The organism is Pseudomonas sp. RW407 (genome assembly GCF_003176655.1).
Taxonomy (GTDB): domain Bacteria; phylum Pseudomonadota; class Gammaproteobacteria; order Pseudomonadales; family Pseudomonadaceae; genus Pseudomonas; species Pseudomonas delhiensis.
The window spans coordinates 1,874,609-1,901,011 of sequence record NZ_QGSL01000107.1; the positions used below are offsets into that span (position 1 = coordinate 1,874,609).

Here is a 26,403-nt window from a genome sequence, read left to right on the forward strand (position 1 = left end):
CCGTGCCGAGGTTGCTCTTCGTAGGAGCGAGCAAGCTCGCTCCTACGAGAAGCAGTGCCCGCCGGCAGGGTAGTAGCGGATTCATCCGCGATTCGCGCGCAGGGCGTGCTCCTACAGGGTGTCATGGGACATTTCCGCAATCGGAAGCGATCACGTGTCTTCCCGCGAATATCCAGCGTCTATCTGCCGCGTTCTCCCGCCATTACCCCATCAACAGGCCGGGCCCGCCGACAGGGCCCGCCAAGGAAGACCATGACCGACGTCGTCGACCTCTTCGATATCCAGTACCTGTGGAACCTGCTGGCCATGCTCTGGTTCACCCTCTGCTGGGTCGGCTATGCCCGCTACGCCAGCCACAGGGCCCGCGACACCGCGTGCCTGGCCAGCGTGCTGCACCTGTACCGCAAGGACTGGATGCGCCGCCTGCTGCTGCGCGACAACCGCGTGGCCGACGCCAGCGTGATCGGCAACCTGGAGCGCAACGCCTCGTTCTTCGCCTCCAGCACCCTGATCATCCTGGCCGGCATCCTCACCCTGCTGGGGTTGGCCGAGCGCACCGTGTCGGTGCTGGCCGACCTGCCTTTCGTGGCCTCGCCGACCCGTGGGCTGTCGGAGCTGAAGCTGCTGTGCCTGGCGGTGGTGTTCGTGTATGCCTTCTTCACCTTCAGCTGGTGCATGCGCCAGTACAACTTCGCCGCCGTGCTGGTGGGCTCGGCGCCGATGATCGGCGAGCGCCACGTCGGCGAGCAGGAGCGCAACGCCTTCGCCGAGCGCGCCGCGCGGGTGGTGTCCATGGCCGCGCACCAGTTCAACCAGGGCCTGCGTTCCTACTACTTCGGCCTGGCCATGCTGGCCTGGTTCATCAACCCGTGGATCTTCATGCTGGTCACCGCCGGCGTGGTCGGGGTGCTGTACCAGCGCGAGTTCCATTCCGACGTGCTCAAGGTGATGGTGTTCACCCCCACGCCCCAGGTGGAGCCGGCGAAGGAGCCGGAGTGAAGAAACGACAAAGCCCGCGAATGCGGGCCTTGTGCGTTGTACGGGGAGCTTACTGTTGCTTCTGCTCCTCGTTGGACGGTGCCGGCGCGGTGTCCGGAGCCGGGGTGGTCGGCGCCGGAGCGGCTTCGTTGGCCGGCGGCGTGGTCGGCGCCGGGGTTGCCGGCTGCTCGGTGCTCGGCTCGGCCGGCGGGGCCTTGGGCTCTTCTTTCTTGTCGCAACCGGCCAGCGTCAGGCCTGCAACCAGCATCAGAGCGAAGGGAAGGGTTTTTTTCATCGTGGAGCCTCCATGTGCGGCGTTCCTGGTGTTAGCCCTTTGAGCTGAGGCCCGCCTCAGAAGTTCAACGCAAGTTTGCGCCGGCACTACGATTATTCACTGCAGAGGCCGTTGGCGGCGGAGTATCATTCGCCATCGAGCATCCCGGGGCCCCGATCCGCATGAGTGAAATGTCCATTCTAGAGCGCGCGCAACGCTTCCTCGCCGTCCTGCGCCATTGCCAGGTGCTGGGTATCGCGGCCCATGCCGCGGACGAAAAGGGCCTGACCCTGCGCCTGCCTTATAGCGAAGCGATCGTTGGCAACCCGGAAACCGGCGTGATCCACGGCGGCGCCATCACCTCCCTGATGGACACCACCTGCGGCATCTCGACGATCTGCGTGCTGCCGCAGTTCGAGATCTGCCCGACCCTCGACCTGCGCATCGACTACATGCACCCGGCCGAGCCGCACAAGGACATCTTCGGGTTCGCCGAGTGCTACCGCGTCACGCCCACCGTCATCTTCACCCGCGGCATCGACTACCAGGACGACCCGCAGGAGCCCATCGCCCATGTGGTCGGCACCTTCATGCGCCTGGGCAAGGGCGCCGTCGGCGGCCCGGCGGGCGGCAAGGGGGAGGGCGCATGAGCACCCCGAACATCGAGAGCCTGCTGCGCCAGATGCACCAGGACAACGACTTCAGCCCGCTGCTGGAGATGATCCCCTACGCCCGGCTGATCGGCATCCGCTGCCTGCGCCTGGGCGAGGAGGTGATCTTCCACCTGCCGGCCAGCCGCGACAACATCGGCAACCCGACCCTGCCGGCGCTGCACGGCGGGGTGATCGCCGGCTTCATGGAACACGCGGCCATGCTGCACCTGCTGATGCTCATGGGCGTGCCGCACCTGCCGAAGATCATCGACTTCTCCGTCGACTACCTGCGCGCCGGACACTTCCGCGACACCTACGCCCAGTGCCAGGTGTGGCGCCAGGGCCGGCGCGTGGCCAACGTCGCCATCACCGCCTGGCAGACCAGCCGCGCCGAGCCGATCGCCACCGCGCGGGCGCATTTCAAGGTCGACGGCGCCTGAGGCCCGGGGCGCGATGGACACGCTGCTGATCCTCGGCGGGCTGCTGCTGGCGCTGGCCGGCTACGCCTGGCTGGTCATGCTGGCATTCGAGCGCGGCCCGCTGTGGGGCCTGGCCTGCCTGCTGCCGCCCCTGGCGCCGGTGTTCCTGGCGCGGCACTGGGGCTTCGCGCGCAAGGCGCTGTTCCTCGGCGCCCTGGGCTGCATCCCCCTGGTCGTCGGCCTGGCCATGCTCGCCAGCCACGACAGCGCGCGGCTGGAAGCCATCCTCAGCCTGCAATGGCTGCGCAGCGGGCCCGTGGCGGCGCCGGAGCTGGACATCGCCCTGCGCGGCGAGCTCGACGGCCAGGCCTTCGCGCCGCAGCAGGCGGAACTGATCGACGGCGTGCTCAGCCTGCGCGAGGGCCAGGACTTCTATGCCCACCGCGAAGTGCGCATCCGCCTGCCGGCCCAGCCGCAGGGCGCGCTGCGCCTGGACGTGCTGCCGGACGACCGCGGGCCGCGGCCCGCGGTGGAGGTCAGTTGGCTGGCGCCGGGCGCCGACCTGCCCGAGGCCGTGCGCCTGGGCAGCGGCTACAGCCTGCACCTGGACCTGCGGCCCGAGGCGCCCAATCGCCTGCGTGGCGACTTCCACCTGGTACTGCCGACGGAGTACCACACCACTCTCAGCGGCCGCATCGAGCTGTACACCGACCGCCTGCGCTACCGCGACGGCCAGGTGGATACCCGTTTCGACTCCGCCGACACCCTGGCCTACGTCCTGCGCGACTACCTGCAGCGGCGCTTCCCGGACCGCCAGCTGGAACTGCCCGAGACGCGCCTGGAGCCCCTGGGCCCGATCCTGCAGGTGCCGCTGGACTTCAGCCTGGACGGCGAGCCCCAGCACCTGGACCTGGAACTCAGGCGCAGCGCCAGCCGTGGCTGGACGGTGCGCGGCGACCGCTACCCGAAGCTGGCGCAGCGCGCCGAGGCCAGCGCTCCGGCGGCCGAACCCCAGCCCGTCGCGCCCCCGCCCGGCAACGCGGCGCGGCCGTTGAGCCTGGAGCGCCTGCAGGCCGAGCCGCAGCGCTACGTCAACCGCGGCATGCGCGTGACCACCGAGCGCGGACGCGTGGCCGAAGGCGTGTTCACCGGCCTCGACCCGAACGGCCGGGTGGTCATCCGCCACCTGCTCACCGGCGCCGGCCAGGCCAGCTACAGCCTGCGGCCCTCGGAGATCAGCGCCATCGAGTTGCTGCCGCAGTGACGTCCGTCGCGGCAAACCCTTGAAAAGCTTCAGGAAGCCCCCATCTCGCTGACATCCGCCGCCCGCTGCGGCTTTTGTCATCCTCGGAGCGAGAACCTATGAGCGTGGAGACGCAGAAAGAGACCCTGGGCTTTCAGACCGAAGTGAAGCAACTGCTTCACCTGATGATCCATTCCCTGTATTCGAACAAGGAAATCTTCCTCCGCGAACTGATTTCCAACGCCTCCGACGCGGCCGACAAGCTGCGCTTCGAGGCCCTGGCCAAGCCGGAACTGCTCGAAGGCGGCGCCGAACTGAAGATCCGCGTCAGCTTCGACAAGGACGCCAGGACCGTCACCCTCGAAGACAACGGCATCGGCATGAGCCGCGAGGAAGTGATCGCGCACCTGGGCACCATCGCCAAGTCCGGCACCGCCGACTTCCTGAAGAACCTGTCGGGCGACCAGAAGAAGGATTCGCACCTGATCGGCCAGTTCGGCGTGGGCTTCTACAGCGCCTTCATCGTCGCCGACAAGGTCGACGTGTTCAGCCGTCGCGCCGGCGCCCCGGCCAGCGAGGGCGTGCACTGGTCGTCGAAAGGCGAGGGCGAGTTCGAAGTCGCCACCGTCGACAAGGCCGAGCGCGGCACCCGTATCGTCCTGCACCTGAAGGATGGCGAAGACGAGTTCGCCGATGGCTGGCGCCTGCGCAACGTCATCAAGAAGTACTCCGACCACATCGCCCTGCCCATCGAGCTGCCGAAGGAATTCCACGGCGAAGAGAAGGACAAGCCGGCCGAGCCGGAATGGGAAGTGGTCAACCGCGCCAGCGCCCTGTGGACCCGTCCGCGCACCGAGATCAAGGACGAGGAATACCAGGAGTTCTACAAGCACATTGCCCACGACTTCGAGAACCCGCTGAGCTGGAGCCACAACAAGGTCGAAGGCAAGCTGGAATACACCTCGCTGCTCTACGTGCCCGGTCGCGCCCCGTTCGACCTGTACCACCGCGAAGCCCCGCGCGGCCTGAAGCTGTACGTGCAGCGCGTGTTCATCATGGACCAGGCCGAGCAGTTCCTGCCGCTGTACCTGCGCTTCATCAAGGGCGTGGTCGACTCCAACGACCTGTCGCTGAACGTTTCCCGCGAGATCCTCCAGTCCGGCCCGGTGATCGACTCGATGAAGTCGGCGCTGACCAAGCGCGTGCTGGACATGCTGGAGAAGCTGGCGAGCAACGACGCCGAGGCCTACAAGGGCTTCTGGAAGAACTTCGGCCAGGTGCTCAAGGAAGGTCCGGCGGAAGACTTCGCCAACAAGGAGAAGATCGCCGGCCTGCTGCGCTTCTCGTCCACCAGCGACGAATCCGGCGAGCAGAGCGTGTCGCTGGCCGACTACCTGGGCCGGGTGAAGGAAGGCCAGGACAAGATCTACTACCTCACCGGCGAGAGCTACGCGCAGGTGAAGAACAGCCCGCACCTGGAAGTCTTCCGCAAGAAAGGCATCGAGGTCCTGCTGCTCACCGACCGCATCGACGAGTGGCTGATGAGCTACCTGTCGGACTTCGACGGCAAGGCCTTCGTCGACGTCGCCCGCGGCGACCTGGACCTGGGCAGCCTGGACTCGGAAGAGGACAAGAAGGCCCAGGAGGAAGTGGCCAAGGCCAAAGAGGGCCTGGTGGAGCGCCTGAAGGCCGCCCTCGGCGAGGAAGTCGCCGAAGTGCGCGTGTCGCACCGCCTGACCGACTCGCCGGCGATCCTCGCCATCGGCGAGGCCGACCTCGGCCTGCAGATGCGCCAGATCCTCGAGGCCAGCGGGCAGAAGGTGCCGGAATCGAAGCCGATCTTCGAGTTCAACCCGGCCCACCCGCTGATCGAGAAACTGGATGCGGAGCCGGACGAGGACCGCTTCGGCGAACTGGCGCACATCCTCTTCGACCAGGCCGCCCTGGCCGCCGGCGACAGTCTCAAGGACCCGGCCGCCTACGTGCGCCGGCTGAACAAGCTGCTGGTGGAACTTTCCGCCTGAGCCGGTAACCTCACACAAAGCCCGCCTACGCGGGCTTTGTGCTTTTCCTACTCCCACTGAAGGAAGTCACCCATGAGTCAGATCAGCGTCCAACCCGTCGCTTATGAAGTCGACGGCGTGTCCTTCGAAGGTCAGCTCGTCTTCGACGCCTCCAGCACCGTGCAGCGCCCCGGCCTGCTGATGGCGCCCAATTGGCTGGGTGTCAGCCAGGGCGCGCTGGACATCGCCCGCCAGGTCGCCGGTCACGGCTACGTGGTGCTGGTGGCCGACCTCTACGGCAAGGACGTGCGCCCCGACGGCCCGGAACAGGCCGGCGCCGCCATGATGCCGCTGAAGAACGACCGCGCTGCCCTGCGCCGCCGCATGCAGGGGGCCTTCAAGGCACTGCAGGCCCAGGCCGGCAAGGCACCGCTCGACAGCGCCAGGCTGGCCGCCTTCGGCTTCTGCTTCGGCGGCTGCTGCGCCCTGGACCTGGCCCGCGACGGCGCGCCGCTGGCCGCGGCGGTGTCCTTCCACGGCACCCTGGATTCGCCCAACCCGGCGGATGCGAAGAACATCAAGGGCTCGGTGCTGGTCCTCGACGGCGCCATCGACCCGCTGGTGCCGCGCGAGCAACTGGCCGACTTCGCCAGGGAAATGAACGACGCCGGCGTGGACTGGGCCCTGACCAGCTACGGCGGCGCGGCGCACTCCTTCACCGACCCGCAGGCGCAGATCCCGGGCAAGATGCAGTACGACGCCAAGGTGGCCCGCCGGGCGTTCCAGGCGATGTACGACCTGCTGGACGAGAAGTTCGGCGAATAAGCGCTGGTATAGTTGGTAGGGCGCATAACGCCTACGGCGTTATCCGCCAAATCGCGGACAGAGTCCGCTCCTACGGTTTCAGGAAGCACGGACGTAGGAGCAACTGTCTTGCGGCCCGCGCCGAAATGCTCTTCGTAGGAGCGAGCTTGCTCGCGAACAAACCCCGCTGCGAAGTCCGTTCGCGAGCAAGCTCGCTCCTACAGGTTGCCGGAAGGTGTGGCATTTCCCTGTAGGAGCGGACTTTGTCCGCGATTGGATTCACCCGCCACGCCGGACACCCCGATGGCACGGCCAACGGCAGATAACCGCGAACGGCTATTCGCCCTACGGTCGACTGCCTCCGCCACGCGGAACCATCCGGTGGCACGGTCGTAGGAGCGGACTCCGTCCGCGATTGGTCCCCGGCCGCGCGAGACGTCCGGCATGGGTATTCCGCCCTGCGGGAGCCGGACGACACCACCCTGTAGGAGCGGGCCCTGCCCGCGATTTCGCGCGCAGGGCGCGCTCCTACAGGGGAATGGCGTGGGTGGGCGGCGTAGGAGCGGATCTCATCCGCGAACCGCGCCGGAACCTCCGGCTATCGCGGACGAAGTCCGCTCCTACGGGGGAACGCCGTGCCTCGGGGCAATATGGGGTCGAAACATTTATCCACAGCACCGCTCACGCCCGGCAGCGCGGGACTGCGATACTCGCGACCCGCCTCCCGGAGACCGCCATGACCAGCCTGATCCTCGGCCCGCTCGCCATTCCCATGCCCCAGGCCCTGCTCTACCTGGGCTTCCTCGCCGCACTGCTGGGCGGCTGGCTGGCCGGGCGCAGGCGTGGCGGCAACCCCGAGGGGGCGCTGTTCGCCATGCTCCTGGCCGGCCTGCTGGTGGCGCGCCTGGCCTTCGTCGCGCGCTACGCAGGGCAATACGCGGCGGCGCCCTGGGGCGTGCTGGACATCCGCGACGGCGGCTTCCTGGCCTGGCCGGGCGCACTCGCCGCGGCATTGCTCGGCACCTGGCTGGCCTGGCGCAACGACGGCCTGCGCCGGCCGCTGGCCATCGCCCTGGTGACAGGCGTCTGCGTCTGGGGCGGCGGCACCGCGCTGGTCTCCGCCCTGGACCGCGGCCAGCGACTGCCGGCCCTGGCGCTGAGCGACCTTCAAGGCCGGCCGGTGAATCTCGGCCAGTTGGACGGCCGCCCGTTGGTGGTCAACCTCTGGGCCACCTGGTGCCCACCCTGCCGGCGCGAGATGCCGGTGCTGGAAGCCGCCCAGCAGGCGCGCCCGGACGTACGCTTCGTGCTGGCCAACCAGGGCGAGTCGGCCGAGGCCGTGGCCGGCTTCCTCGCCAGCCAGCACCTGAAGCCCCGGGAAGTCCTGCTCGACAGCGGCAACCAGTTCGGCCAGGCCACCGGCGCCTACGGCATGCCGACCACGTTCTTCTACGCCGCCGACGGCCGGCTGCGCCACAGCCACATGGGCGAGTTGTCCGCTGCCAGCCTGGAGCATGGCCTGCAGCAGTTGGCCGAGCCCCGGCGCTGAGCCGGGGCGTGATAACCGACCAAACTCACGCCGAACTCGATACCAAATGACCGGAGCGCATCCTGAACCTCATTACAGGCTTTTCTATTAAACGATAAGTCATCGCCGAAAAGGCAATTACGCAAATCAACGCCAGGAAACTCATGACAGAGTTCTGGTATGCACTACCGGAGAGGATATCGAATTTCTCGACGATGGAAAGAATCGGCATATGAAAGAGATAAACTCCATATGACCAATGCCCTAGTGCCTCAAGAGCCCGTCGGAATAACAAACCAATCCGCGACACGCGGATAAGCTGCGGCTTGGCGTAAAGCATCGTAAAGCCCAGGAACCAGAATCCAAGCAATGGCAAGAGAAGGTAGAGAGTGAAGGCATCAACCTTGCCTTTCTGAAACAGAGCATCTCCTACAATTCCAGTTCTCGCGAACATCAGCAGAATCAACGATGCCAGTGAAACCTTGAAAAACAATTGGCCACGCACAGTACCTCTCCGAGATTGACCATTGACATAAAAGGCCGCAATCCCGCCCAGAAGAAACACTTCGAAATTGTAAATCACATCATGGTGAGCCAGTCGGTTCCATATCGCGCGACTCATTACAAAGCCATCGTCATAAGGAATATCCCAGAATACAATTGCGCTGTATATAAAGTATGCAAGAATAATGAAGAGCAAGGCTCCAAGCACACCAAGGCTCAAGCAGAGCCAACGCATGGAAAAGAACAAGACTGGCGCCAGGACAAAGAAAGCCACCTCGACAGGAAGGCTCCAGTAAACATGATTGAAAATTATGCCACCATCAATCTTATATGCACCAACGAACCCAAACAAAGCCAGAACCTCATCCCAGCGATAGAATGACTCGGGCCAATAGATCAAGACACAGGCGAGAATAGAAAAATAATACAACGGCAACACTCTCAACGCTCTATTTCTGTAGTACCCCCAAACACCTAAAATAGAACCCGGCTCATAACGACCGAGTATAAAGTTCTGGGTAATCAGAAACCCACTCAAGCAGAAAAAAACAAGAACCGGTATGTAGCCGAAGGGTCGCAACAGCCACTCCAGGTGGGAGGTACCAAGAGCCGTATAGAACTCAAACGGATAATGTCTCAACACCACTGCAAAGGCGCAAGCCCCTCGCAGAATGAGCAGATAGTCGAATGACTGGAGGGAGCTATCTCTTTTTTCCAAACTGTAAAATTCTCACAAAGTCTAAAAATATAAAATCTGAAAACTTCCAGCCCCTGCAAGCAGCTCACGACTAACAGAATCACCAAGCCTGGCTTGAACGCCAAGTTTAGATCCGATTAACCTTGCAACTTAGACCCTCTCCCGCCGAGAGTAAACAAAACTACAAAGGGGAGTAAAATCCCGTTTAGGTTCGACTGTATTTAGGTGATCTATATTAAACTTATCGATCAAAATAAATTAATTTACGATCAAGAAAATAGCGGATCAATAACTCACCATTACCACTACATCCAACAACTATATCTCTTATATCTTGATTTATCTCACCGAGCATTACGATCCGAAAAAATATCACTAGCCAACCTTTATCCTCTTGTAACAGCTGGACCAACTCTTCCGTCAACACCTACTGACCGTCCAAATTCCACAGTTGGGTTTCCACGTGCACCTATTCCAACAATCAAATACTTTTGGAATACGTTCAGCATTCAATTTTTTTCGAAATTGAGTCCCTGGCCAGAATCAAAGCATCTACAAATCCAGACAACGGAACTTTCAGGCTTGAACTACCTAGCCCGACAAAAATTTCTAACTCTAACTTATCCCTCCCCATATCTTGATTAATCTGAGCGACAGGCTCTCCTTTATATTGGACCTCGATGGTCAGCTTCTCATAGCGACAATCGCTGTACCCTAATACCTCGAAATCTTTGTCAATTTCAATTTTCATGGTCGTACCTTGGGATCTAGAAATCCAGAAAAGGATCCATCACTATTGTAGCGCAGCCCCCTTCCATCTGGCGCCCGGACCTCCAATCCACCTCGACTTAGGTTAGAAAATGTTGACTTTGGGTTATTAAGGATCTCACCAACGACTATCTGAGCGATAGAATTTTGCTTTTCGATTCCACCAGAAAGCCTCGGAAATGTTCCGGTGGTTCTCTGTCCAGCAGCATGTTTTGTCAGTGCCCTAGCAGACGCAGTTAGCCCTTCCTTATTAACTGTACTCATAGCTGATGCTGTAAGGTCATTAACAGTACGACCGCCGAAGTTTTGAATAGCAGCCAGTGTTCCTTTTGCCTCACCACCCTTTGCCAGAATATACCCCCGCCTGAGCACATTCCCGGCCAAGCCTCCCACCAAGTGGGCCGCTACAGCCTTGCCCACCTCCGCCTGCGCGGCCTCCACTCCTCCACTGCGGTACTCGGAATAGATGCCATGGATCGTCAATCCAGCATCCAGCACACCCAACGCGGCGGCCACCCAACGTCCATCCGGATCGCTGTAGCCGTAGGGATTGTTCAGGGAATAGGCATAGCGATTGAAACTTCCCGGTGTTTCCTCGCTGGCCTCCTTCGGATCCACCGACAGGAATCGCCCTATCAAGGGGTCGTAATAGCGAGCCCCGGCATAGACCAGGCCGTTGGCCTGGTTCTGCGCATGACCGGTGAAACCGAGCGTGCCGTAGCCCTGGTAGCCGGGGCGGTCCTGGCGATCTCCATAGGGCCGGTAATGCTCTCGCCAGAGCAGGTTTCCGGTTTCGTCGGTGGCAGCCACCGGCGAGCCCAGATGGTCGTTGTGGTAGTAGGTGACGAAGACCTCGTTGGCGTTAACCATGCCGCAGAGCAGCAGCAGGCAAAGGCCAGCCAGCTTTATCCATTGACGCATGATCGTTCCCCCTGGCCGATAGTCAGAAAACGGTGCCCTGGCGACCATTCACCGGGTAGCGCTTTTCCTTGCAGTTGGAGACGCCGTTGCCGTCGTCGTCGACGAACTCGCATTGCATGCGGGAGGCGATCCGCTCATCCGCCAGGTAGATGTGCTCGACGAACCCGCCATCGGCGGGGAAGTCCTCGCGCAGCAGCCGCCCCTCCTGGCCATACAGGGAAAGCACCTGGGTACCGTCGGCGAATGCGGTCGCACTGCGGTAACCGCGCGGGTCGTAGCGGTAGGTTTCGCTGGGGGAGGGACAGTCCCATTGCGGGCTGGCGCAGTACAGCAACATCTGGCTGGCGCCGTTATAGGTGTAGCGCGACCGTCCCTGGGTGACGTTGCCTCGATTGTTGTAGGTGAAACCGACATTCAGGGAGCCATTGAGCGCGGCAAGGCGCCCCTGGCCGTCGTAGCTGTAGTCGATCCGGGCGCCACCGGTCTGCTGGAAGGTCAGGTCGCCGCGGCCGTTATAGCCATAGCTCGCCTCACCCCAGGCGCCATTGGCGGACACGAGGCGGTTCAGCCCGTCGTAGCGTACCGACTGACTGTGACGGCCATCCACCTCGTCGACCAGTTGGGTCAGGTTACCGGCAGCGTCGTAGCCATAGCGCAGCGCCATGGGCACGTTGAACTGCGGTAGCCCGCCCACGCGCCTGTCGGTCGGGCGCAGGCGCCGGGGGTCCTGGCCGATGCTCAGGGTCCTGCCGTTGGCGTAGGTCAGCGAACGTAGCGCGCCATTGGCATGGAAGCTGACGCCATGGGCGAAAGCACCCACCTGGGTCGGGCGCCCATACACATCGGGGTTGTAGAAGACCTCAAGGCCACTGGGGTAGGTGATGGTGTGCAACTGGTCCCGCGAGTTGTAGCCATACCCCATGGTCAGCGCGCGCGATGCGCCGGGCTCGGTGAGGGTCTCGCGGATGATCTGGTCGTGGGCGTTGTAGGCGAAGTCCCAGACAGTGCCCTGATAGGACGTCTGGCGCACCAGCCGGCCGCCCGGATCGTAGCTGCGGGTGAACGTCTGTACGCCGCCATAGCTGCTAGACACCAGGCGGTTCATGGCGTCGTAGATGAAATGGTCGGTGGCCGCCGCACCGACCTTGCGGCTGATACGGTTGCCTACAGCATCGTACCCATACTGGGTCGTCAGGGTTTCCGGGTTGTATTCGCTCACCAGGAAACCACGGCTGTCATAGGCATAGGTGCGCCGCAGGCCACCCTGTTCGAGCACGGTGACACGCCCCAGGGGATCACGGCCGACATGGGTGACGACGCCCCCCGGCTGTTCGATGCGTACCCGTTCGCGTTGGTCCGGGTCGCCATAGGCCAGGTAATGGCTGGTAGTCGCGTTGCCGTTCTCGTCCCGCTGCGTCTGGACGTTGCCTGCGCCATGGGCGGTCGTGGCGGCGCTGCCATCGGCATGGCGCACTCGCGTGAGCCGCCCGAGGCCGTCGTACTCGTAATATTGGGCATGGGGATTCAGCCCCCCGTAGCCGGGCAGCGAAAGACTTATCTTCTGGCCATCCGCCCGGTAGATGGCAGCAGTCTCGATGGTCGATGCACCGCCGGCCTCGATCTGGACGATGAGCTGGCCCAGGGAGTTGTATTGCCTGGCCAGCGTATAGCCGGCGCGAACGGCCGTCTGCATGACGCCCGTGGGACCGAAGGCATAGTTGATGTCGTAGCGGGTATGGCTGCTTTTCGGCAACTGGATGCGGGTTACCCGGTTCATCGCGTCGTAGGTATAGCTGCTGACCCGGCCCAATGGATCGGTCAGCGACGCCAGGGTGCCGGTAGGGTTCACCGTACGCCGGACCAGCCCGCCATCGGCCTGGCGAGTCAGCCTGGGAATTCCCCGGAAGTGGTCGGCATACGTGGTGACATGGCCATTGGCATCGGTCTCGCTGGTCAGGTCGCCACCGGCACTGTAGGCATAGCGAGTGACCACGCCGAACATCGATTTCTGTGCCAGCCGGCCGCTGCCGGTATAGCTGTTGGCTATCTCGCCGGGAATACCCGAAATGGATTGGTGGGAAACCTTGCCGAGCATCCAGCGCCCGCCCGGACGGGTATAGCGAAACTGGGTCGTCCTGCTGCCCTGCCCCTGCTCGGCCACGGTCAACGGCTGGCCGTAGGCATCGTGGGTATAACGGGTCACATAGGTGGCGCCGTCCTGGGTGATGGCGCGTTGGACCAGTACGGGGGCCCGGGTCCTGTTCTCGACGAGCAGGTTGTAGCGGCGCATTTCCTTCTGCGGGGAAATCTCCTGGCGGTCCCAGGTGTAGGTCTCCTCACGCAATGTCGGCCCGCAGCCCGCTCCCGCCCGGCCAGCCATGGTTTTGCGCACCAGGCTGCCGACCTTCCACAGGCCCTGGTCGACACCCGAGGCGCCATTGGCGATGGTATTGGTACCTACATGCTCGTAGGTGACGCACTGCAGCGGCCCTCGCTCGAAGGTCTGGTCGTTCCCGGGAGCGAAGCCCTTGACGTACTGGTACTCCCAGACGAGGTCGCGCGGCTGCGTTCCCAATATCCCGGACAGGGTCCTGCGCTGTACGACGTTGAGCTTCTCCGCAGGATCGACGCCCATCTGCTGGAAGCCGTATGCGTAACCGACACGCAGGCCGAGCGGACTGGTCATGCCGGTCATCGAGAAACGACCGGGCACGGTACCCACCAACGAGTTCGCATTGTTGTAGGCATACGCCCAGCGAGTGCCGTCGGGGTAGTTCACGCTGGTCAGGTAGTGGGGCTTGGCTCCGACATTCCAGTTGGCGTCGGCATAGCCGTAACCGATGCTGACGCCATTGGCGGAAACGCCCGTCAGCACGGCCCTCGGGCCATTCTCGTCGTGGTAGCTGAAGTCGACCACGCGTCCATCCGTCGCCGTGATGCGCTTGAGCAGGTGATGCCGTGCCAGTTTGTTGGATTTCGAAATGTTGTAGCTGAAGTCGAGGGCATTTCCGTCGGCATCTTCGATGCGCGTGACGAAATAGCTGCGCAGTTGCTTGTCCGGAGAAACGGTGCCAAGGAGGTCGAAGACGTACTTCCGGCCATCGGGGGAGAACACCAGCAGACCGCCATCCCCCTTGTTCTGCTTGGTGGGAAGGCAGCGGCCGATCCAGCGCGCCTTGCTGACGAAGGCATGATCGCTGCCATCGCCATTGGCCAGGACATGCCGCGAACCATCGGGCAATTCGAGAATGGGATTGAGGTTGGAGGCCACCTGCCCGATCTGGCAGCCGCGATTGTTGTCGGACTGGGCAAGACGATTGTAGGTATCCGAAACCCAGAGACGCCCGAAGTGCAGGTCCCATCCCGTACCGAAGGGCGTCCTCTCGATGTGGCCGTTGCTGTATGGCCCCCGGGAATTGGTGACACTCTGATAGTTACGCAGCACCTCGATATCCAGGCCGCCGTTGCCCGGAATGAACAGGTCCCTGGTCACTATCTTCAGCGCTCCGCTGAAGGGGTCGATGCTGTCGACCTGTTCGCCATCGGCGAACTGCCGGTTGCTGTTGAAGCCGGGCTCCTGATACGAGCCGACCGCTGCAGCGTTGAAATCCTCGCTGGCAGCCAGGGAACCGATCGGCGCGAGCAGGGCGAGCACGGCCAGGACGCGAAAGGCTGGCGAACCGACGGGCATGGGCGCTCTCCTGAAATGCAGACCGGGCGGACAATCCGCCCGGTCCCATTCAGGTGAAGCTACAAGCAGTGCCCTGGAGAAATTCCCACGTTAAGGATCGGACAAGTCCGCAACAGCGAACGGATAATCCTTAAGAACTTCACCTATGCACCTGGCTGGCGGTATCCGGCGATCACTGGATCTGCTCCGGCGTCACTATCACCCAGTTCTTGTCCGCGGTGACCGGCTGGCCCAGCCTGGCCTGGGCCTCGGCGTTCTTCTTGATCATGCCGTCGAGCTGGTCCATGTACTTGGCCTTGCGGTTTATCCACAGGTGGATGCCGTTCTCGGCGGTGCCGTTGAACAGCATGTAGCCGTCGCTGCTGGGGGTGTCGCCGCCGACCAGAATGGGGCGCTTCCACGGGTCGATGTAGGTGAGGATGGCGGCCTGCTTGCCGGCCATCCAGGTCGCCGGGGTCCACAGGTAGGGGGTGATCTCCAGGTCCAGGTTGGCCTTGGGATCGTACTTGCCTTCGCTGATCTGCTTGCGTGCGGTGGTCAGTGCGCCGGTCTTGCGGTCCTTGAGCAGGGTGGTGACGCCGATGACGTTCTCCGGCTTCACGTTGTAGCCGTACTTCGGATCGCTGGCGACCATGCGCACCAGTTCCTCGTGGGCGGCGGTCATCACGTAGACCTCGATGCCGTTCTCCATCAGCTTGTTGTACAGCTCCTGCTGGCCGGTGAAGACCCTGGGCGGCTGGATCTCGATGGTCTTGACCGCGTCGCCCTCGTAATAGGTGCTGGGGACCGGCTTGCCGTAGGCCATCAGTTCGTCGACGTAGCCCTTGAGTTCCTTGAGGGTGAAGCCGGAGAACACCTGGGCGACCCAGGGGTAGCAGACCAGGTCGTCGACCTCGCAGAGGCGGTAGTAGTAGCTGTTCAGGCTTTCCTTGTGGCCGCCCACGTCCTTGAAGGGGATCAGCTTCAGCGACGGGTCGAGCTTCTCGCGGGTCAGCACGCCCTTCATTTCCAGGAAGGGCAGCAGCGACTCTTCCAGGTCGTAGCGGTAGCTGGTGTTGTCCATGTCGAAGACGGCGTAGGCGCCCTTGTTGGCGTTGGCCGCGATCAGCGCGTCCAGTTGCTTGGCGGCCGGCGCCGGCCAGTGCGCCAGTTCCGTGGCGGCGAAGGCGGTGCTGGCCAGGCCGCCGAGCAGCAGCGCGGCGAGCAGGGTGCGCATGGGTTTCATCTGGTTTCCCCCGAGGTGGTCTTGTGGGTGGAAAGACCCGGCGCGGGCCGTTCCCTGGACTAGTCCAGCCTTCACCCTAGCAAAGCCGTGTTGCAGTCCTGCGATGAACGCGACCTCGGGCGTTGCCTGCGCGCCAGGACTTGGCCAGGAGCGACAGGGCATGCCTGGAAGCGGCGGGGCGGCGCAACGGGCCGCCCCGCCGGTGGCTCAGAGAATCTCCTCGGGCGTGACCACCAGCCAGTTCCTGTCGGCGCTGGCCGGCTGGCCGAGGGCGGACTGGGCGTCGGCGTTGGCCTTGATCATGGCGTCGAGCTGGTCCATGTAGCTGGCCTTGCGGTTCACCCACAGGTGCAGGCCGTCGTCTGCGGTGCTGTGGAACAGCATGTGGCCGTCGTTGCTGGGCGAGTCGCCGCCCACCAGGATGGGCTTCTTCCACGGGTCGATGTAGGTCTGGATGGCCGCCGTCTTGCCGGCCATCCAGGTGCCCGGCGTCCACAGGTAGGGGGTGAACTCCAGGTCCAGGTTGGCCTCGGGATCGTACCTGCCTTCGGCGATCTGCCGGCGCGCGGTGGTCACCGCGCCGGTCTTGCGGTCCTTGAGCAGGGTGCTGACGCCGATGACGTTCTCCGGCTTCACGTTGTAGCCGTACTTCGGGTCGCTGGCGACCATGCGCACCAGTTCCTCGTGGGAGGCGGTGAGGATGTAGACCTCGATGCCGTGCTCCATCATCCGGTTGAACAGTTCCTGCTGGCCGCTGAACAACTGTGGCGGCTGCACCTCGACACTGCGCAGGGTGTCGCCGTCGTAGTAGTCGCTCTTGACCGGCTTGCCGCTCGCCATCATGGCGTCGACGTGGCCCTTGAGCTCGCGCAGGGTCAGGCCGGAAAGCGCCTGGGCGGCCCAGGGGTAGCAGACGCGGTGGTCGAACTCGCACAGGCGGGTGTAGTAGCTATTCAGGCTTTCCTTATGCTCCTTGCGGTCCCTGAAGGGAATCAGCGCCAGCGACGGGTCCAGTTTCTCCCGCGTCAGCACGCCGTGATTCTCCAGGTACGGCAGCAGCGCCTCGGCCACGTCGTAGCGGTAGCTGGTGTTGTCCATGTCGAAGACGGCGTAGGCGCCCTTGTTGGCGTTGGCCGCGATCAGCGCGTCGAGCTGCTTCGCCGCGGGCGCCGGCCAGTGCTGGAGTTCGGTGGTGGCCACGGCATCGTTGGCCAGGCCGCCGAGCAACAGGATGCCGAACAGTAGTCCACAGGTTTTCATCGAATGTTCCCCCGGTTGCGAATGTCGGGGAAGGCGCGGCGATGCGGGCTGTGGCCCATCATTGGCGCCGGGCGTTTCCCCCTCCTCCGCGACCGTAGCAAGGGGGAAAAGGGCCAGACAGGCGGCTGGGCGTCGCATGCGCATTCCGGCCGCAGGGGGCCTGGAAACGTCCTACAACCTACTCCAGCACTTCCACCTGGGGCAGTCGCATTGCGCTGACTTCGGCGAGAAGAAAGCCCCTCAGACGGCGCAGGCGCTCCTGCTGCCGGCGCGCCTTCGGCCACACCAGGTAGTAGCTCTCGCCACTGGCCACAGCGCTGGGCCAGGGCAGGGCCAGGCGGCCGGCGGCGGCGTCCTCGGCGACCATCACCAGGTCGCCGATGGATAGGCCGTAGCCACGGGTGGCCGCGACTATGCCCAGCTCCAGGGTGTCGAACACCTGGCCGCCCTTGAGCGACACCTGGTCGCACAGCCCCATGCGCTGCAGCCAGCGGCGCCAGTCGCGGCGGTCCGGCGTGGGGTGCAGCAGTTCCGCGGCGGCCAGCCGCCCGACGTCCCAGGGGCCGTCGTCGAGCAGCTGCGGGGCGCCGACCGGGATCAGCCATTCGGGGAACAGCAGGCAGCTTTCCCATTCCGCGGGGAAATGCCCATCGCCGAGCAGCACCGCGCAGTCGAAGGGCTCGCGGGCGAAATCCACCGCGTCGACGTCCATCCAGGCGCTGGTCAGCTGCACCTCGATATCGCTGTTGGCCATGCGGAAGATGCTCAGGCGCGGCAGCAGCCAGCGCATGGTCAGGGTCGAGGGCGCCTTCAGGCGCAGCACGTCCTCGTCGCTGTGCAGGCTGGCGCAGGCGCGCTCCAGGGCGTCGAAGCCATCGCGCAGGCCCGGCAGCAGCAGGCGCGCCGGCTCGGTCAGGCGCAGCTGGCGGCCCTGGCGCTGGAACAGCTGGCAGTCGAAGTGCTCCTCCAGGGTGCGCACGTGGCGGCTCACCGCGCTCTGGGTGATGGCCAGCTCCTCGGCGGCGCGGGTGAAGGAGGCGTGCCGGGCGGCCGCCTCGAAGGCGCGCAGGGCATAGAGCGGTGGCAGGCGGCGGGACATGGTGGGCCTTCATACATGAGTCTTACTCATGTATTGCATCGTTTTTTTCCTTTTGTGGGAAGGCCCCGCGCCCCACCAGAATGGGCCAATCGACGAACCCGGGACGCGCCGGACGCGGCCCAGCCCAAGCCAGACTCATGCCATGCACACCCCCTACCACACCGAACTGCGGGCGATCCTGCGCCTGGCCGGGCCGCTGATCGCCGCCCAGCTGGCCTATGTCGCCATGGTCTTCACCGACACCCTGATGATGGGCAAGCTCGGCCCCGAGGCCCTGGCCGCCGGGGGCCTGGGCGCCTCCACCTACGCTCTCGTCTCCACCGTGTGCAGCGGCGTGGTGGCGGCCACCGGCAACCTGGTGGCGATCCGGCATGGCGCGCGCGACAGCGCCGGCGCGGCCGCTGCCACCCGCGCCGGGCTATGGGTCGGCCTGGGCCTGGCGTTGCTGGCCGGCAGCCTGCTGTGGAACCTGGAGGCGCTGCTGCTGGCGCTCGGCCAGGCGCCGGCGACGGTGCACGGCACCATGAGTTTTCTGCACAGCATTCTCTTCGCCCTGCCCGGCTACCTGGCCTTCATGGTGCTGCGCGGCTTCACCAGCGCCATCGAGCGGCCCGGCCCGGTGATGGCCATCAGCGTGCTCGGCGCGCTGGCCAACCTGGGCCTGAACTACGCCTTCCTCGAAGGCTGGTTCGGCCTGCCGCGCCTGGGCCTGGCCGGCATCGGCCTGGTCACCGCCATCGTGATGAACGCCCTGCCGCTGATCCTCGCACTGTACCTGCGCTGGCACCCGGCCTACGCCGGCTACCCGCTGTTGCGCGGCCTGGGCCGGCCGCAGCGCGGGCAGGTCGCCGAGACCCTGCGCCTGGGCCTGCCGATCGGCGGCACCTACGCGGTGGAGTCGGGGATGTTCGCCGTGGCCACCCTGTGCATGGGCGCCATCGGCACCACCGCGCTGGCCGCGCACCAGATCGCCATCCAGTCGGTGTACCTGGCCTTCATGGTGCCGGTGGGGATTTCCTACGCGGTGACCTTCCGCATCGGCCAGCACTACGGCGCCGGCCGCCTGCCCGAGGCGCGCCGCGCCGGGCGGGCGGGCATCGGCTTCGGCGCGCTGTGCATGTTCGCCTTCGCCCTGCTGTTCTGGCTGGCGCCGCGCCAGGTCATCGGCCTGTTCCTGGACCTCGACCAGCCGGCCAACCAGGCGGTGGTGCAACTGGCCGTGAGCCTGCTGGCGATCGCCGCCTGGTTCGAGCTTTTCGACGGCCTGCAGAGCATCGCCATGGGCGCCATCCGCGGCCTCAAGGACGCCCGCACCACCTTCCTGGTGGGCCTGGCCGGCTACTGGCTGGCGGGCGTGCCGCTGGCCTGGCTGCTGGCCTTCCCCTTCGGCTGGGGCCCGCACGGCGTCTGGTGGGGGCTGGCGGCAGGGCTGGCGTGCACCGCGCTGGGCCTGTGCCTGGCCTTCGAGGCGCGCACCGCGCGCCTGCTGCGCCCGGCCGTGGCGCCGGGCTTCAGTTACCGGCCGGGTCCCGCTGCCTGAGCGCGCGCCCGGCGCCGAACACTAGGAAGCGCGCCAGCTCCGCCAGCGGCAGCGGGCGGCTGATCCAGTAGCCCTGCACCTGGTCGCAGCCGAACTGGCGCAGCAGCTGCCGCTGTTCGGCGCTTTCCACGCCCTCGGCGACCACTTCCAGGTTGAGGTTGTGCGCCAGGTTGATCATGGCCCGCACCAGCTGGCGGTTCTCCGCGCGCTCGGACATGCCGCCGACGAAGCTCTTGTCGATCTTCAGCAGGGTGATCGGCAGGCTGTTGAGGTGGACGAAGGAGGAGAAACCGGTGCCGAAGTCGTCCAGGGAGAAGCGCACCCCCAGTTGCCCCAGCGTCTGCATGGTCTGCAGGACCTGCTCGCTGCGGCGCATCACGGCGGTTTCGGTGAGTTCGAATTCCAGCCAGCGCGCATCCACCCCGCGCTCGGCGATCAGCCGTTGCAGCGTGGGCAGCAGCTGGCTGTCCTGGAACTGGCGGAACGACAGGTTGATGGCCATGTGCAGCGGCGGCAGGCCGCGCCCGAGCAGCCACTGCATGTCGCGCAGGGCGCGGGCGATCACCCAGTAGCCCAGCGGCACGATCAGCCCGCTCTCCTCGGCCAGGGGCACGAAGTCCCCCGGGGTGAGCAGCCCGCGGCTGGGGTGGCGCCAGCGCACCAGGGCCTCGAGGCCGACGATGGTGTCGCTCTCCAGGTCCAGGCGCGGCTGGTAGTGCAGCTCCAGCTCGTCGCGGCGCAGGGCCCGGCGCAGCTCGCTCTCCAGCTCGGCCAGGCTGCGCGCGCCGCGGTTGATGCGCTCGTCGAACAGGTGGAAGGTGCAGCCCTGACCCATCTTGGCCTGCTGCATGGCGATGTGCGCGTGCCACATCAAGGCGTCGGCGCTGTCGCCGGAACGGGCATGGGCCAGGCCCAGGCTGCAGCCCAGCAGCAGGCTCTCGCCCTCCACCCAGTAGGGCTCGCCCAGCACCTCGACGATGCGCTCGGCCAGGCGTTCGGCGCGCCGCGGGTCGCGGCGGGTGTCCAGCAGCAGGGCGAACTCGTCGCTGCCCAGGCGGGCCAGGCGGTCGCCGTGCTCCAGCTGCGAGCGCAGGCGCGCCACCACCTGCAGGATCAGGCGGTCGCCGGCCTGGTGGCCGAGGGAGTCGTTGACGTGGCGGAAGTTGTCCAGATCGAGGTGGCCGAGGGCCAGGCCGCGGCCCTGGAACTCGTCCAGCTGCGCGGCCAGCAGCGTCTGGAAGCCCTGGCGGTTGGCGATGCCGGTCAGCGGGTCCTGCTCGGCCAGGCGCTGCAGGGTGGCCTCCAGGCCGCTGCGCTCGCGGGCGTAGCGCAGGGAGCGGCGCAGCACCTCGGCACTCAGTTGCTGCGGCGTCAGCCAGTCGGCCACGCCGGCCGGCGCCTGCGCGGGCTCGCGCTCCAGCAGCAGGATGACCGGCAGCCGGCAGTTCTCCCGCGAGGGCAGCCTGCCCGGGGTGGCCAGCACCAGGCCGACCTCGTCCTCGTCGAACAGGCTGCGGGCGGACTCCCAGGAAGGTGCGGTGATCAGCGAATACGCATTGCCCAGCGCGGCGAGATGCTCGCGCAGCAGCTGGGCCCACTGCGGCGTTTCGGCCAGCAGGAGCAGGCGCGTGGACTCGACCGACGCAGCCAAGCGACCCCCATGAAAAGAAAAGGAATACCCCGGGCGCCATCCCATGCCCCGGCCATCCGGATTGGCGTTCCAGCGCCCGTGCGTTGCCGTCTGTCGGCGCGGAACCAAGGAAACTCTTCAGAGTTTTCTTCAACTAATGCTGCCACAAGCCTAATACAAGTATGAATTTATCCAAAACGGCGAAACGCGACGGCGTCACAGATCGCCGTTTTTCCGCAGCCCCGGGCGGGGCTGGTAGAATGGCCGCCCGCTTCGCCATGAAATTTCCTCCTTCCCCATGTCCCGACTCAATCCCCGGCAGCAAGAGGCCGTGAACTACGTCGGCGGCCCCTTGCTGGTGCTGGCCGGCGCCGGCTCCGGCAAGACCAGCGTGATCACCCGCAAGATCGCCTATCTGGTCCAGCAGTGCGGCATCCGCGCCCAGTACATCGTCGCCGTCACCTTCACCAACAAGGCCGCGCGCGAGATGAAGGAGCGCGTCAGCACCCTGCTGCGCCCCGGCGAGGGCAAGGGCCTGACCGTGTCCACCTTCCACAACCTGGGCCTGAACATCATCCGCAAGGAATACGCCGCCCTGGGCTACAAGCCCGGCTTCTCGATCTTCGACGAGAGCGACGTGAAGGCGCTGATGACGGACATCATGCAGAAGGAGTACTCCGGCGACGACGGCCTGGACGAGATCAAGGGCCTGATCGGCACCTGGAAGAACGACCTGATCCTGCCCGAGGAAGCCCTGGCCAAGGCGCGCAACCCCAAGGAACAGACCGCCGCGATGGTCTACCTGCACTACCAGCGCACCCTGCGCGCGTACAACGCGGTGGACTTCGACGACCTGATCCTGCAGCCGGTGAAGCTGTTCCAGGACCACCCGGACATCCTCGAGAAGTGGCGCAACCGCGTGCGCTACATGCTGGTGGACGAATACCAGGACACCAACGCCAGCCAGTACCTGCTGGTGAAGCTGCTGGTGCAGCAGCGCGCGCACTTCACCGTGGTCGGCGACGACGACCAGTCGATCTACGCCTGGCGCGGCGCGCGCCCGGAAAACCTGATGCAGTTGAAGGACGACTTCCCCTCGCTGAAGGTGGTGATGCTGGAGCAGAACTACCGCTCCACCAGCCGCATCCTCAAGTGCGCCAACATCCTCATCGCCAACAACCCCCACGTGTTCGAGAAGCAGCTGTGGAGCGAGATGGGCGAAGGCGACCCGATCCGGGTGATCCGCTGCCGCAACGAGGAAGCCGAGGCCGAGCGGGTGGCCATGGAGATTCTCACCATCCACCTGAAGACCGAGCGGCCCTACAGCGAATTCGCCATCCTCTACCGCGGCAACTACCAGGCCAAGCTGATCGAGCTGAAGCTGCAGCACCACCAGATTCCCTATCGCCTGTCCGGCGGCACCAGCTTCTTCGCCCGCCAGGAAGTGAAGGACCTGATGTCCTACTTCCGCCTGCTGGTGAACCCGGACGACGACAACGCCTTCCTCCGGGTGATCAACGTGCCGCGCCGCGAGATCGGCTCGGCGACCCTGGAGAAGCTCGGCAACTACGCCACCGAGCGCGGCTGCTCGATGTTCGCCGCCACCGGCGAGCTGGGCCTGGGCGAGCACCTGGATGCCCGTTACGTCGAACGCCTGCAGCGCTTCAAGCGCTTCATCGACAAGGTCCGCGAGCAGTGCGCCGGCAGCGATCCGATCGGCGCGCTGCGCAGCATGGTGATGGACATCGACTACGAGAACTGGCTGCGGCAGAACGCCTCCAGCGACAAGGTCGCCGACTTCCGCATGGGCAACGTCTGGTTCCTCATCGAGGCGCTGAAGAACACCCTGGAGCGCGACGAGGACGGCGACATGACCATCGAGCAGGCCATCGCCAAGCTGGTCCTGCGCGACATGCTCGAACGCCAGCAGGAGGAAGAGGAAGGCGCCGACGGCGTGCAGATGATGACCCTGCACGCCTCCAAGGGCCTGGAATTCCCCTACGTGTTCATCCTCGGCGTGGAAGAGGAAATCCTCCCCCACCGCTCCAGCATCGAGGCCGACAGCATCGAGGAAGAGCGGCGCCTGGCCTACGTCGGCATCACCCGGGCGAAGAAGAACCTGGCCATGACCTTCGCCGCCAAGCGCAAGCAGTACGGCGAGATCATCGACTGCTCGCCGAGCCGCTTCCTCGACGAGCTGCCGCCGGAAGACCTGGTCTGGGAAGGCCAGGAGGACGCGCCCCAGGAAGTGAAGGCGGCCAAGGGCAACGCCGCCCTGGCGGACATCCGCGCGCTGCTCAAGCGCTGAAGCCCGGCGGGGCCTGCGTCTTCGTAGGAGCAACTATCGCGATGGCCGTCCGGCACGGACGGGAAATGCGCCGCCAACCTGTAGGAGCGGGCCCTGCCCGCGATTCGCGCGCAGGGCGCGCTCCTACAATGGAATGCCACGGCGACGGCCAGCGGAAGCTGTCCACCCGATCAGCTTCTTCTTTTGTCGGAAGGTCGCGCAGGCCGGTGCTTCCGAGGTAGAATTGCGCGCTTCACCCGCGACAGCAGCTTCGCCAGGAAGCACCAAAATTGAACACCCTCAAAGACAAAATCCGTAGCGAAGGCATCGTCCTGTCGGACCAGGTCCTCAAGGTAGACGCCTTCCTCAACCACCAGATCGACCCGCTGCTGATGAAGCAGATCGGCCACGAGTTCGCCGAGCGCTTCAAGGGCCAGGGCATCACCAAGATCGTCACCATCGAGGCCTCGGGCATCGCCCCGGCAGTCATGGCCGGCCTCGAGCTGGGCATCCCGGTGATCTTCGCCCGCAAGTTCCAGTCGCTGACGCTGAAGAACGACCTGCTGATCTCCAAGGTGTTCTCCTTCACCAAGCAGACCGAAAGCACCATCGCCATCTCCGCGCGGCACCTGACCGCCGCCGACCACGTGCTGGTGATCGACGACTTCCTCGCCAACGGCCACGCCGCCAAGGCGCTGATCGACCTGATCCAGCAGGCCGGGGCGAGCATCGCCGGCCTGGGCATCGTCATCGAGAAGTCCTTCCAGGACGGCCGCAAGCTGCTGGAAAGCGAAGGCTACCGCGTCGAATCCCTGGCCCGGGTGAAGTCCCTGGCGGGTGGCGAGGTCGAGTTCCTCGACTGATTCAGGCTGCGCTGTGAAAAAGGCGGGCGCCCGGCAAGGGTTCCCGCCTTTTTCATGCCTCCATTCTCTTCGTAGGAGCGAGCTTGCTCGCGAACGGATTCCGCAGCGGGGTCGTTCGCGAGCAAGCTCGCTCCTACACAAAGCCGTTCCGGGTGGCGTGCAGGCCGGCGAGGATCAGCCGCTGGTAGAGCTCCTCGCGCAGTCCGTCGGGCTGCTCCAGGCCCATGCGCGCCAGGTGCGCCGGGAAGGCTTCCGGCTCCGGCGCGTCCAGGGTGGCCTTGCCCAGTTCGAGGATCTCGCTGAGCCTGAGCTTGCTCTTCAGCCAGGTCAGCGCCCGCAGCAGGTCGCGTTCCTCCGGGGTGAAATCGCAGCCCAGCGGGTATTCCGGCAACGCCTCGCGGTGCTGCGCGCACACCGCCTGCAGGCGTTCGGGCAGGTTGTCGCGGTGGCGCCGGTCCAGCTCGAAGTCCGCCGGCAGCTTGCCCGCCGCCTTGGCCTCGGCGATCAGGCCGTCCTGGAAGCGCGAGTCGGCGATGGCCAGCAGTGCTTCGATCACCTCGGCGTCGTTCCTGCCGCGCAGGTCGGCGATGCCATACTCGGTCACCACCATGTCGCGCAGGTGCCGCGGGATGGTGGTGTGGCCGTAGTTCCAGACGATGTTCGAGCTGACCTCGCCGCCGTTCTCGCGCCAGCTGCGCAGCAGCAGGATGGAACGCCCGCCGTGCAGCTCGTGGGCCTGGGCGACGAAGTTGTACTGCCCGCCGACGCCGCTGACCACGCGGCCGTCCTCCAGCTGGTCGGCCACCCCGGCGCCGAGCAGGGTCACGGTGAAGGCGCTGTTGATGAAGCGCGCGTCGCGGCGCTGCTGGCGCTTGAGCTCCTCGTCGCGGTAGAGGTTGTTGACGAAACCGATGCCGGTCATGCCGATGCCGGCCAGGCGTTCGGCCGGCAGCTCGCGCAGGCGCTGGTAGAAAGCCCGCGGGCCGAGGAAGAAGCCGCCATGCAGCCAGACGCCGCCGGGCACGGCCTCGCCGGCGTCCGCACGCTGCTGCTGTACCTGTGGATGGACCCGCCGCCCCAGCACGCCGGCCTCGGCCAGGTCCAGCAGGCCCGGCACGAACATCTCGCTGCAACCGTAGAGGCCTTCGCTGAAGGGGCCCAGCCCGCCCTCGCGGTCGATCAATTGCCCGTGGCGCTGCGGCACCGCCAGGGCCGCCAGCAGGTCGCGGTAGGCGGCGTTGTCGCGCTGGCGCAGCAGCAGCGCCGAGGTCACGGCATCGCCCATGGCGCCGATGCCGACCTGCAGGGTGCCGCCGTCGCGCACCAGGGCGCTGGCGTGCAGGCCGATGCAGTGGTCCTGCCAGCCCACCGGCATGTAGGGCGTGGAGAACAGCGTGCTGGCGTCCGCCGGCTGCTCCACCAGCAGGTCGAAGACGTCCTCGTCGACCTCGGCGTCGCCCGGCATGTACGGCAGGTCGCGGTGCACCACGGCGATACAGAGGATGCGCTCGCCGGCCGCGCGGCGGCGGCGCAGCATGGGCAGCAGGTCGAGGGTGATGTCCGGGTTGCACGACAGGCTCAGCCTGCCGGGGCGCGCCGGGTCGCGGGCGACCAGCTGGGCCACGGCGTTGATGCCCTTGGCGTCGAGGTCGCGGGCGACGTGGCTGTAGTTGCAACTGATGTAGTTCTGCTGCGCCGGCGCGCTGTCCAGCAGGCTGCCCGGCTGCAGGTAGAACTCCTCGACGCGCACGTTCGGCGGCAGGCTGCCCTGGCGCAGGTCGCGCAGGTAGTCGAGCTCAGGGTAGTCGCCATACAGGCGCTCGACGAAGGGCTCGAGGAAGCGCCGCTGCAGCTCGCTGCCGGCCCGGGGCCGGCCCAGCGACAGCGCGGTGTAGAGCGTCAGCTGGCGCGCCGGCTGCTCGCCCAGGCGCCGGTAGAGCTGGTTGACCAGGTGGTTGGGCTTGCCAAGGCCCAGGGGCAGGCCCAGGCGTATCGGGCCATCGAGCCCGGCCAGCA

At 65.4% G+C, this 26,403-nt stretch carries 20 protein-coding genes; 10 read left to right on the plus strand and 10 right to left on the minus strand.

What is annotated here, in order from left to right:
- Positions 1–252 precede the first annotated feature (252 nt).
- Entirely contained in the window at positions 253–999 is a 747-nt protein-coding gene (locus DK254_RS32560) for a DUF599 domain-containing protein (protein ID WP_109937132.1), read from the plus strand.
- 49 nt (positions 1,000–1,048) lie between these two features.
- On the opposite strand, the gene DK254_RS32565 is transcribed toward DK254_RS32560, so the two are convergent.
- The gene (locus tag DK254_RS32565) at positions 1,049–1,273 is read right to left on the minus strand and encodes a hypothetical protein (protein ID WP_109937133.1); all 225 of its coding nucleotides are present in this window, start codon (positions 1,271–1,273) and stop codon (positions 1,049–1,051) included.
- A gap of 161 nt (positions 1,274–1,434) precedes the next feature.
- Between DK254_RS32565 and DK254_RS32570 the strand changes: the two genes are divergently transcribed.
- From DK254_RS32570 to DK254_RS32595, 6 genes are all read left to right on the plus strand, one after another.
- On the plus strand, positions 1,435–1,902 hold the full coding sequence (locus DK254_RS32570) for a PaaI family thioesterase (RefSeq protein WP_109937134.1): 468 nt from the start codon (positions 1,435–1,437) through the stop codon (positions 1,900–1,902).
- A complete protein-coding gene (locus DK254_RS32575) occupies positions 1,899–2,345 on the plus strand; it encodes a PaaI family thioesterase (protein ID WP_089390398.1) in 447 nt (148 codons plus the stop codon). Before DK254_RS32570 ends, DK254_RS32575 begins: the two co-directional genes overlap by 4 nt.
- Positions 2,346–2,358: 13 nt before the next feature.
- The gene (locus DK254_RS32580) at positions 2,359–3,588 is read left to right on the plus strand and encodes an MFS transporter (protein ID WP_109937135.1); all 1,230 of its coding nucleotides are present in this window, start codon (positions 2,359–2,361) and stop codon (positions 3,586–3,588) included.
- 98 nt (positions 3,589–3,686) lie between these two features.
- Positions 3,687–5,591: a molecular chaperone HtpG gene (gene htpG, locus DK254_RS32585; RefSeq protein WP_109937136.1), complete on the plus strand. Its 1,905-nt coding sequence runs from the start codon at positions 3,687–3,689 to the stop codon at positions 5,589–5,591.
- 72 nt (positions 5,592–5,663) lie between these two features.
- Positions 5,664–6,395: a dienelactone hydrolase family protein gene (locus DK254_RS32590; protein ID WP_109937137.1), complete on the plus strand. Its 732-nt coding sequence runs from the start codon at positions 5,664–5,666 to the stop codon at positions 6,393–6,395.
- A gap of 715 nt (positions 6,396–7,110) precedes the next feature.
- On the plus strand, positions 7,111–7,923 hold the full coding sequence (locus DK254_RS32595) for a redoxin family protein (RefSeq protein WP_109937138.1): 813 nt from the start codon (positions 7,111–7,113) through the stop codon (positions 7,921–7,923).
- A gap of 25 nt (positions 7,924–7,948) precedes the next feature.
- Here the strand turns inward: DK254_RS32595 and DK254_RS32600 are convergent, their stop codons facing one another.
- The 7 genes from DK254_RS32600 to DK254_RS32630 all read right to left on the minus strand — a co-directional run bounded on the left by DK254_RS32600 (position 7,949) and on the right by DK254_RS32630 (position 18,067).
- Positions 7,949–9,124 carry an acyltransferase gene (locus tag DK254_RS32600; RefSeq protein WP_109937139.1) on the minus strand — a complete coding sequence of 392 codons (1,176 nt, stop codon included), beginning with the start codon at positions 9,122–9,124 and terminating at the stop codon, positions 7,949–7,951.
- Positions 9,125–9,605: 481 nt separating this feature from the next.
- A complete protein-coding gene (locus DK254_RS32605) occupies positions 9,606–9,854 on the minus strand; it encodes a hypothetical protein (protein ID WP_109937140.1) in 249 nt (82 codons plus the stop codon).
- The gene (locus DK254_RS32610) at positions 9,851–10,792 is read right to left on the minus strand and encodes an RHS repeat domain-containing protein (protein WP_158546459.1); all 942 of its coding nucleotides are present in this window, start codon (positions 10,790–10,792) and stop codon (positions 9,851–9,853) included. The genes DK254_RS32605 and DK254_RS32610 overlap by 4 nt, the downstream gene beginning before the upstream one ends.
- Before the next feature lie 22 nt (positions 10,793–10,814).
- On the minus strand, positions 10,815–14,483 hold the full coding sequence (locus DK254_RS32615; RefSeq protein WP_109937142.1) for an RHS repeat protein: 3,669 nt from the start codon (positions 14,481–14,483) through the stop codon (positions 10,815–10,817).
- A 172-nt stretch (positions 14,484–14,655) separates the two neighbouring features.
- On the minus strand, positions 14,656–15,708 hold the full coding sequence (locus DK254_RS32620; protein ID WP_371921193.1) for a haloacid dehalogenase-like hydrolase: 1,053 nt from the start codon (positions 15,706–15,708) through the stop codon (positions 14,656–14,658).
- A gap of 207 nt (positions 15,709–15,915) precedes the next feature.
- Positions 15,916–16,968, minus strand: coding sequence for a phosphorylcholine phosphatase (locus DK254_RS32625; RefSeq protein WP_109937143.1), 1,053 nt, complete (start codon positions 16,966–16,968; stop codon positions 15,916–15,918).
- A gap of 178 nt (positions 16,969–17,146) precedes the next feature.
- Positions 17,147–18,067: a LysR substrate-binding domain-containing protein gene (locus DK254_RS32630; RefSeq protein WP_109937144.1), complete on the minus strand. Its 921-nt coding sequence runs from the start codon at positions 18,065–18,067 to the stop codon at positions 17,147–17,149.
- A gap of 142 nt (positions 18,068–18,209) precedes the next feature.
- Here DK254_RS32630 and DK254_RS32635 point away from each other — a divergent pair, with 142 nt between their 5' ends.
- Complete coding sequence (locus DK254_RS32635; RefSeq protein ID WP_109937145.1) at positions 18,210–19,607, plus strand: NorM family multidrug efflux MATE transporter; 1,398 nt, start codon at positions 18,210–18,212, stop codon at positions 19,605–19,607.
- On the opposite strand, the gene DK254_RS32640 is transcribed toward DK254_RS32635, so the two are convergent.
- Positions 19,579–21,303 carry a putative bifunctional diguanylate cyclase/phosphodiesterase gene (locus DK254_RS32640; protein ID WP_371921194.1) on the minus strand — a complete coding sequence of 575 codons (1,725 nt, stop codon included), beginning with the start codon at positions 21,301–21,303 and terminating at the stop codon, positions 19,579–19,581. The two genes, DK254_RS32635 and DK254_RS32640, sit on opposite strands and share 29 nt — an antisense overlap.
- A 232-nt stretch (positions 21,304–21,535) precedes the next feature.
- On the opposite strand from DK254_RS32640, the gene rep reads away from it, so the two are divergent.
- Both rep and DK254_RS32650 read left to right on the plus strand, forming a co-directional pair.
- Positions 21,536–23,545, plus strand: a complete 2,010-nt coding sequence (rep, locus tag DK254_RS32645) for a DNA helicase Rep (RefSeq protein WP_109937147.1) — start codon at positions 21,536–21,538, stop codon at positions 23,543–23,545.
- A gap of 269 nt (positions 23,546–23,814) precedes the next feature.
- Positions 23,815–24,387, plus strand: a complete 573-nt coding sequence (locus DK254_RS32650) for a xanthine phosphoribosyltransferase (protein WP_109937148.1) — start codon at positions 23,815–23,817, stop codon at positions 24,385–24,387.
- 133 nt (positions 24,388–24,520) lie between these two features.
- On the opposite strand, the gene DK254_RS32655 is transcribed toward DK254_RS32650, so the two are convergent.
- On the minus strand, positions 24,521–26,374 hold the full coding sequence (locus DK254_RS32655; protein ID WP_109937379.1) for an acetyl-CoA hydrolase/transferase C-terminal domain-containing protein: 1,854 nt from the start codon (positions 26,372–26,374) through the stop codon (positions 24,521–24,523).
- Positions 26,375–26,403 lie beyond the last annotated feature (29 nt).

What these genes read in the sequence shown, in the direction of transcription:
- DK254_RS32625 (WP_109937143.1), bottom strand. Translation starts at nt 16,968, where the DNA reads ATGAAAACCTGTGGACTACTGTTCGGCATCCTGTTGCTCGGCGGCCTG.
- DK254_RS32575 (WP_089390398.1), top strand. Translation starts at nt 1,899, where the DNA reads ATGAGCACCCCGAACATCGAGAGCCTGCTGCGCCAGATGCACCAGGAC.
- DK254_RS32565 (WP_109937133.1), bottom strand. Translation starts at nt 1,273, where the DNA reads ATGAAAAAAACCCTTCCCTTCGCTCTGATGCTGGTTGCAGGCCTGACG.
- DK254_RS32595 (WP_109937138.1), top strand. Translation starts at nt 7,111, where the DNA reads ATGACCAGCCTGATCCTCGGCCCGCTCGCCATTCCCATGCCCCAGGCC.
- DK254_RS32605 (WP_109937140.1), bottom strand. Translation starts at nt 9,854, where the DNA reads ATGAAAATTGAAATTGACAAAGATTTCGAGGTATTAGGGTACAGCGAT.
- DK254_RS32640 (WP_371921194.1), bottom strand. Translation starts at nt 21,303, where the DNA reads ATGGGATGGCGCCCGGGGTATTCCTTTTCTTTTCATGGGGGTCGCTTG.
- DK254_RS32635 (WP_109937145.1), top strand. Translation starts at nt 18,210, where the DNA reads ATGCACACCCCCTACCACACCGAACTGCGGGCGATCCTGCGCCTGGCC.
- DK254_RS32620 (WP_371921193.1), bottom strand. Translation starts at nt 15,708, where the DNA reads ATGAAACCCATGCGCACCCTGCTCGCCGCGCTGCTGCTCGGCGGCCTG.
- DK254_RS32560 (WP_109937132.1), top strand. Translation starts at nt 253, where the DNA reads ATGACCGACGTCGTCGACCTCTTCGATATCCAGTACCTGTGGAACCTG.
- DK254_RS32610 (WP_158546459.1), bottom strand. Translation starts at nt 10,792, where the DNA reads ATGCGTCAATGGATAAAGCTGGCTGGCCTTTGCCTGCTGCTGCTCTGC.
- DK254_RS32615 (WP_109937142.1), bottom strand. Translation starts at nt 14,483, where the DNA reads ATGCCCGTCGGTTCGCCAGCCTTTCGCGTCCTGGCCGTGCTCGCCCTG.
- DK254_RS32590 (WP_109937137.1), top strand. Translation starts at nt 5,664, where the DNA reads ATGAGTCAGATCAGCGTCCAACCCGTCGCTTATGAAGTCGACGGCGTG.
- DK254_RS32570 (WP_109937134.1), top strand. Translation starts at nt 1,435, where the DNA reads ATGAGTGAAATGTCCATTCTAGAGCGCGCGCAACGCTTCCTCGCCGTC.
- htpG (WP_109937136.1), top strand. Translation starts at nt 3,687, where the DNA reads ATGAGCGTGGAGACGCAGAAAGAGACCCTGGGCTTTCAGACCGAAGTG.
- DK254_RS32580 (WP_109937135.1), top strand. Translation starts at nt 2,359, where the DNA reads ATGGACACGCTGCTGATCCTCGGCGGGCTGCTGCTGGCGCTGGCCGGC.
- DK254_RS32630 (WP_109937144.1), bottom strand. Translation starts at nt 18,067, where the DNA reads ATGTCCCGCCGCCTGCCACCGCTCTATGCCCTGCGCGCCTTCGAGGCG.
- rep (WP_109937147.1), top strand. Translation starts at nt 21,536, where the DNA reads ATGTCCCGACTCAATCCCCGGCAGCAAGAGGCCGTGAACTACGTCGGC.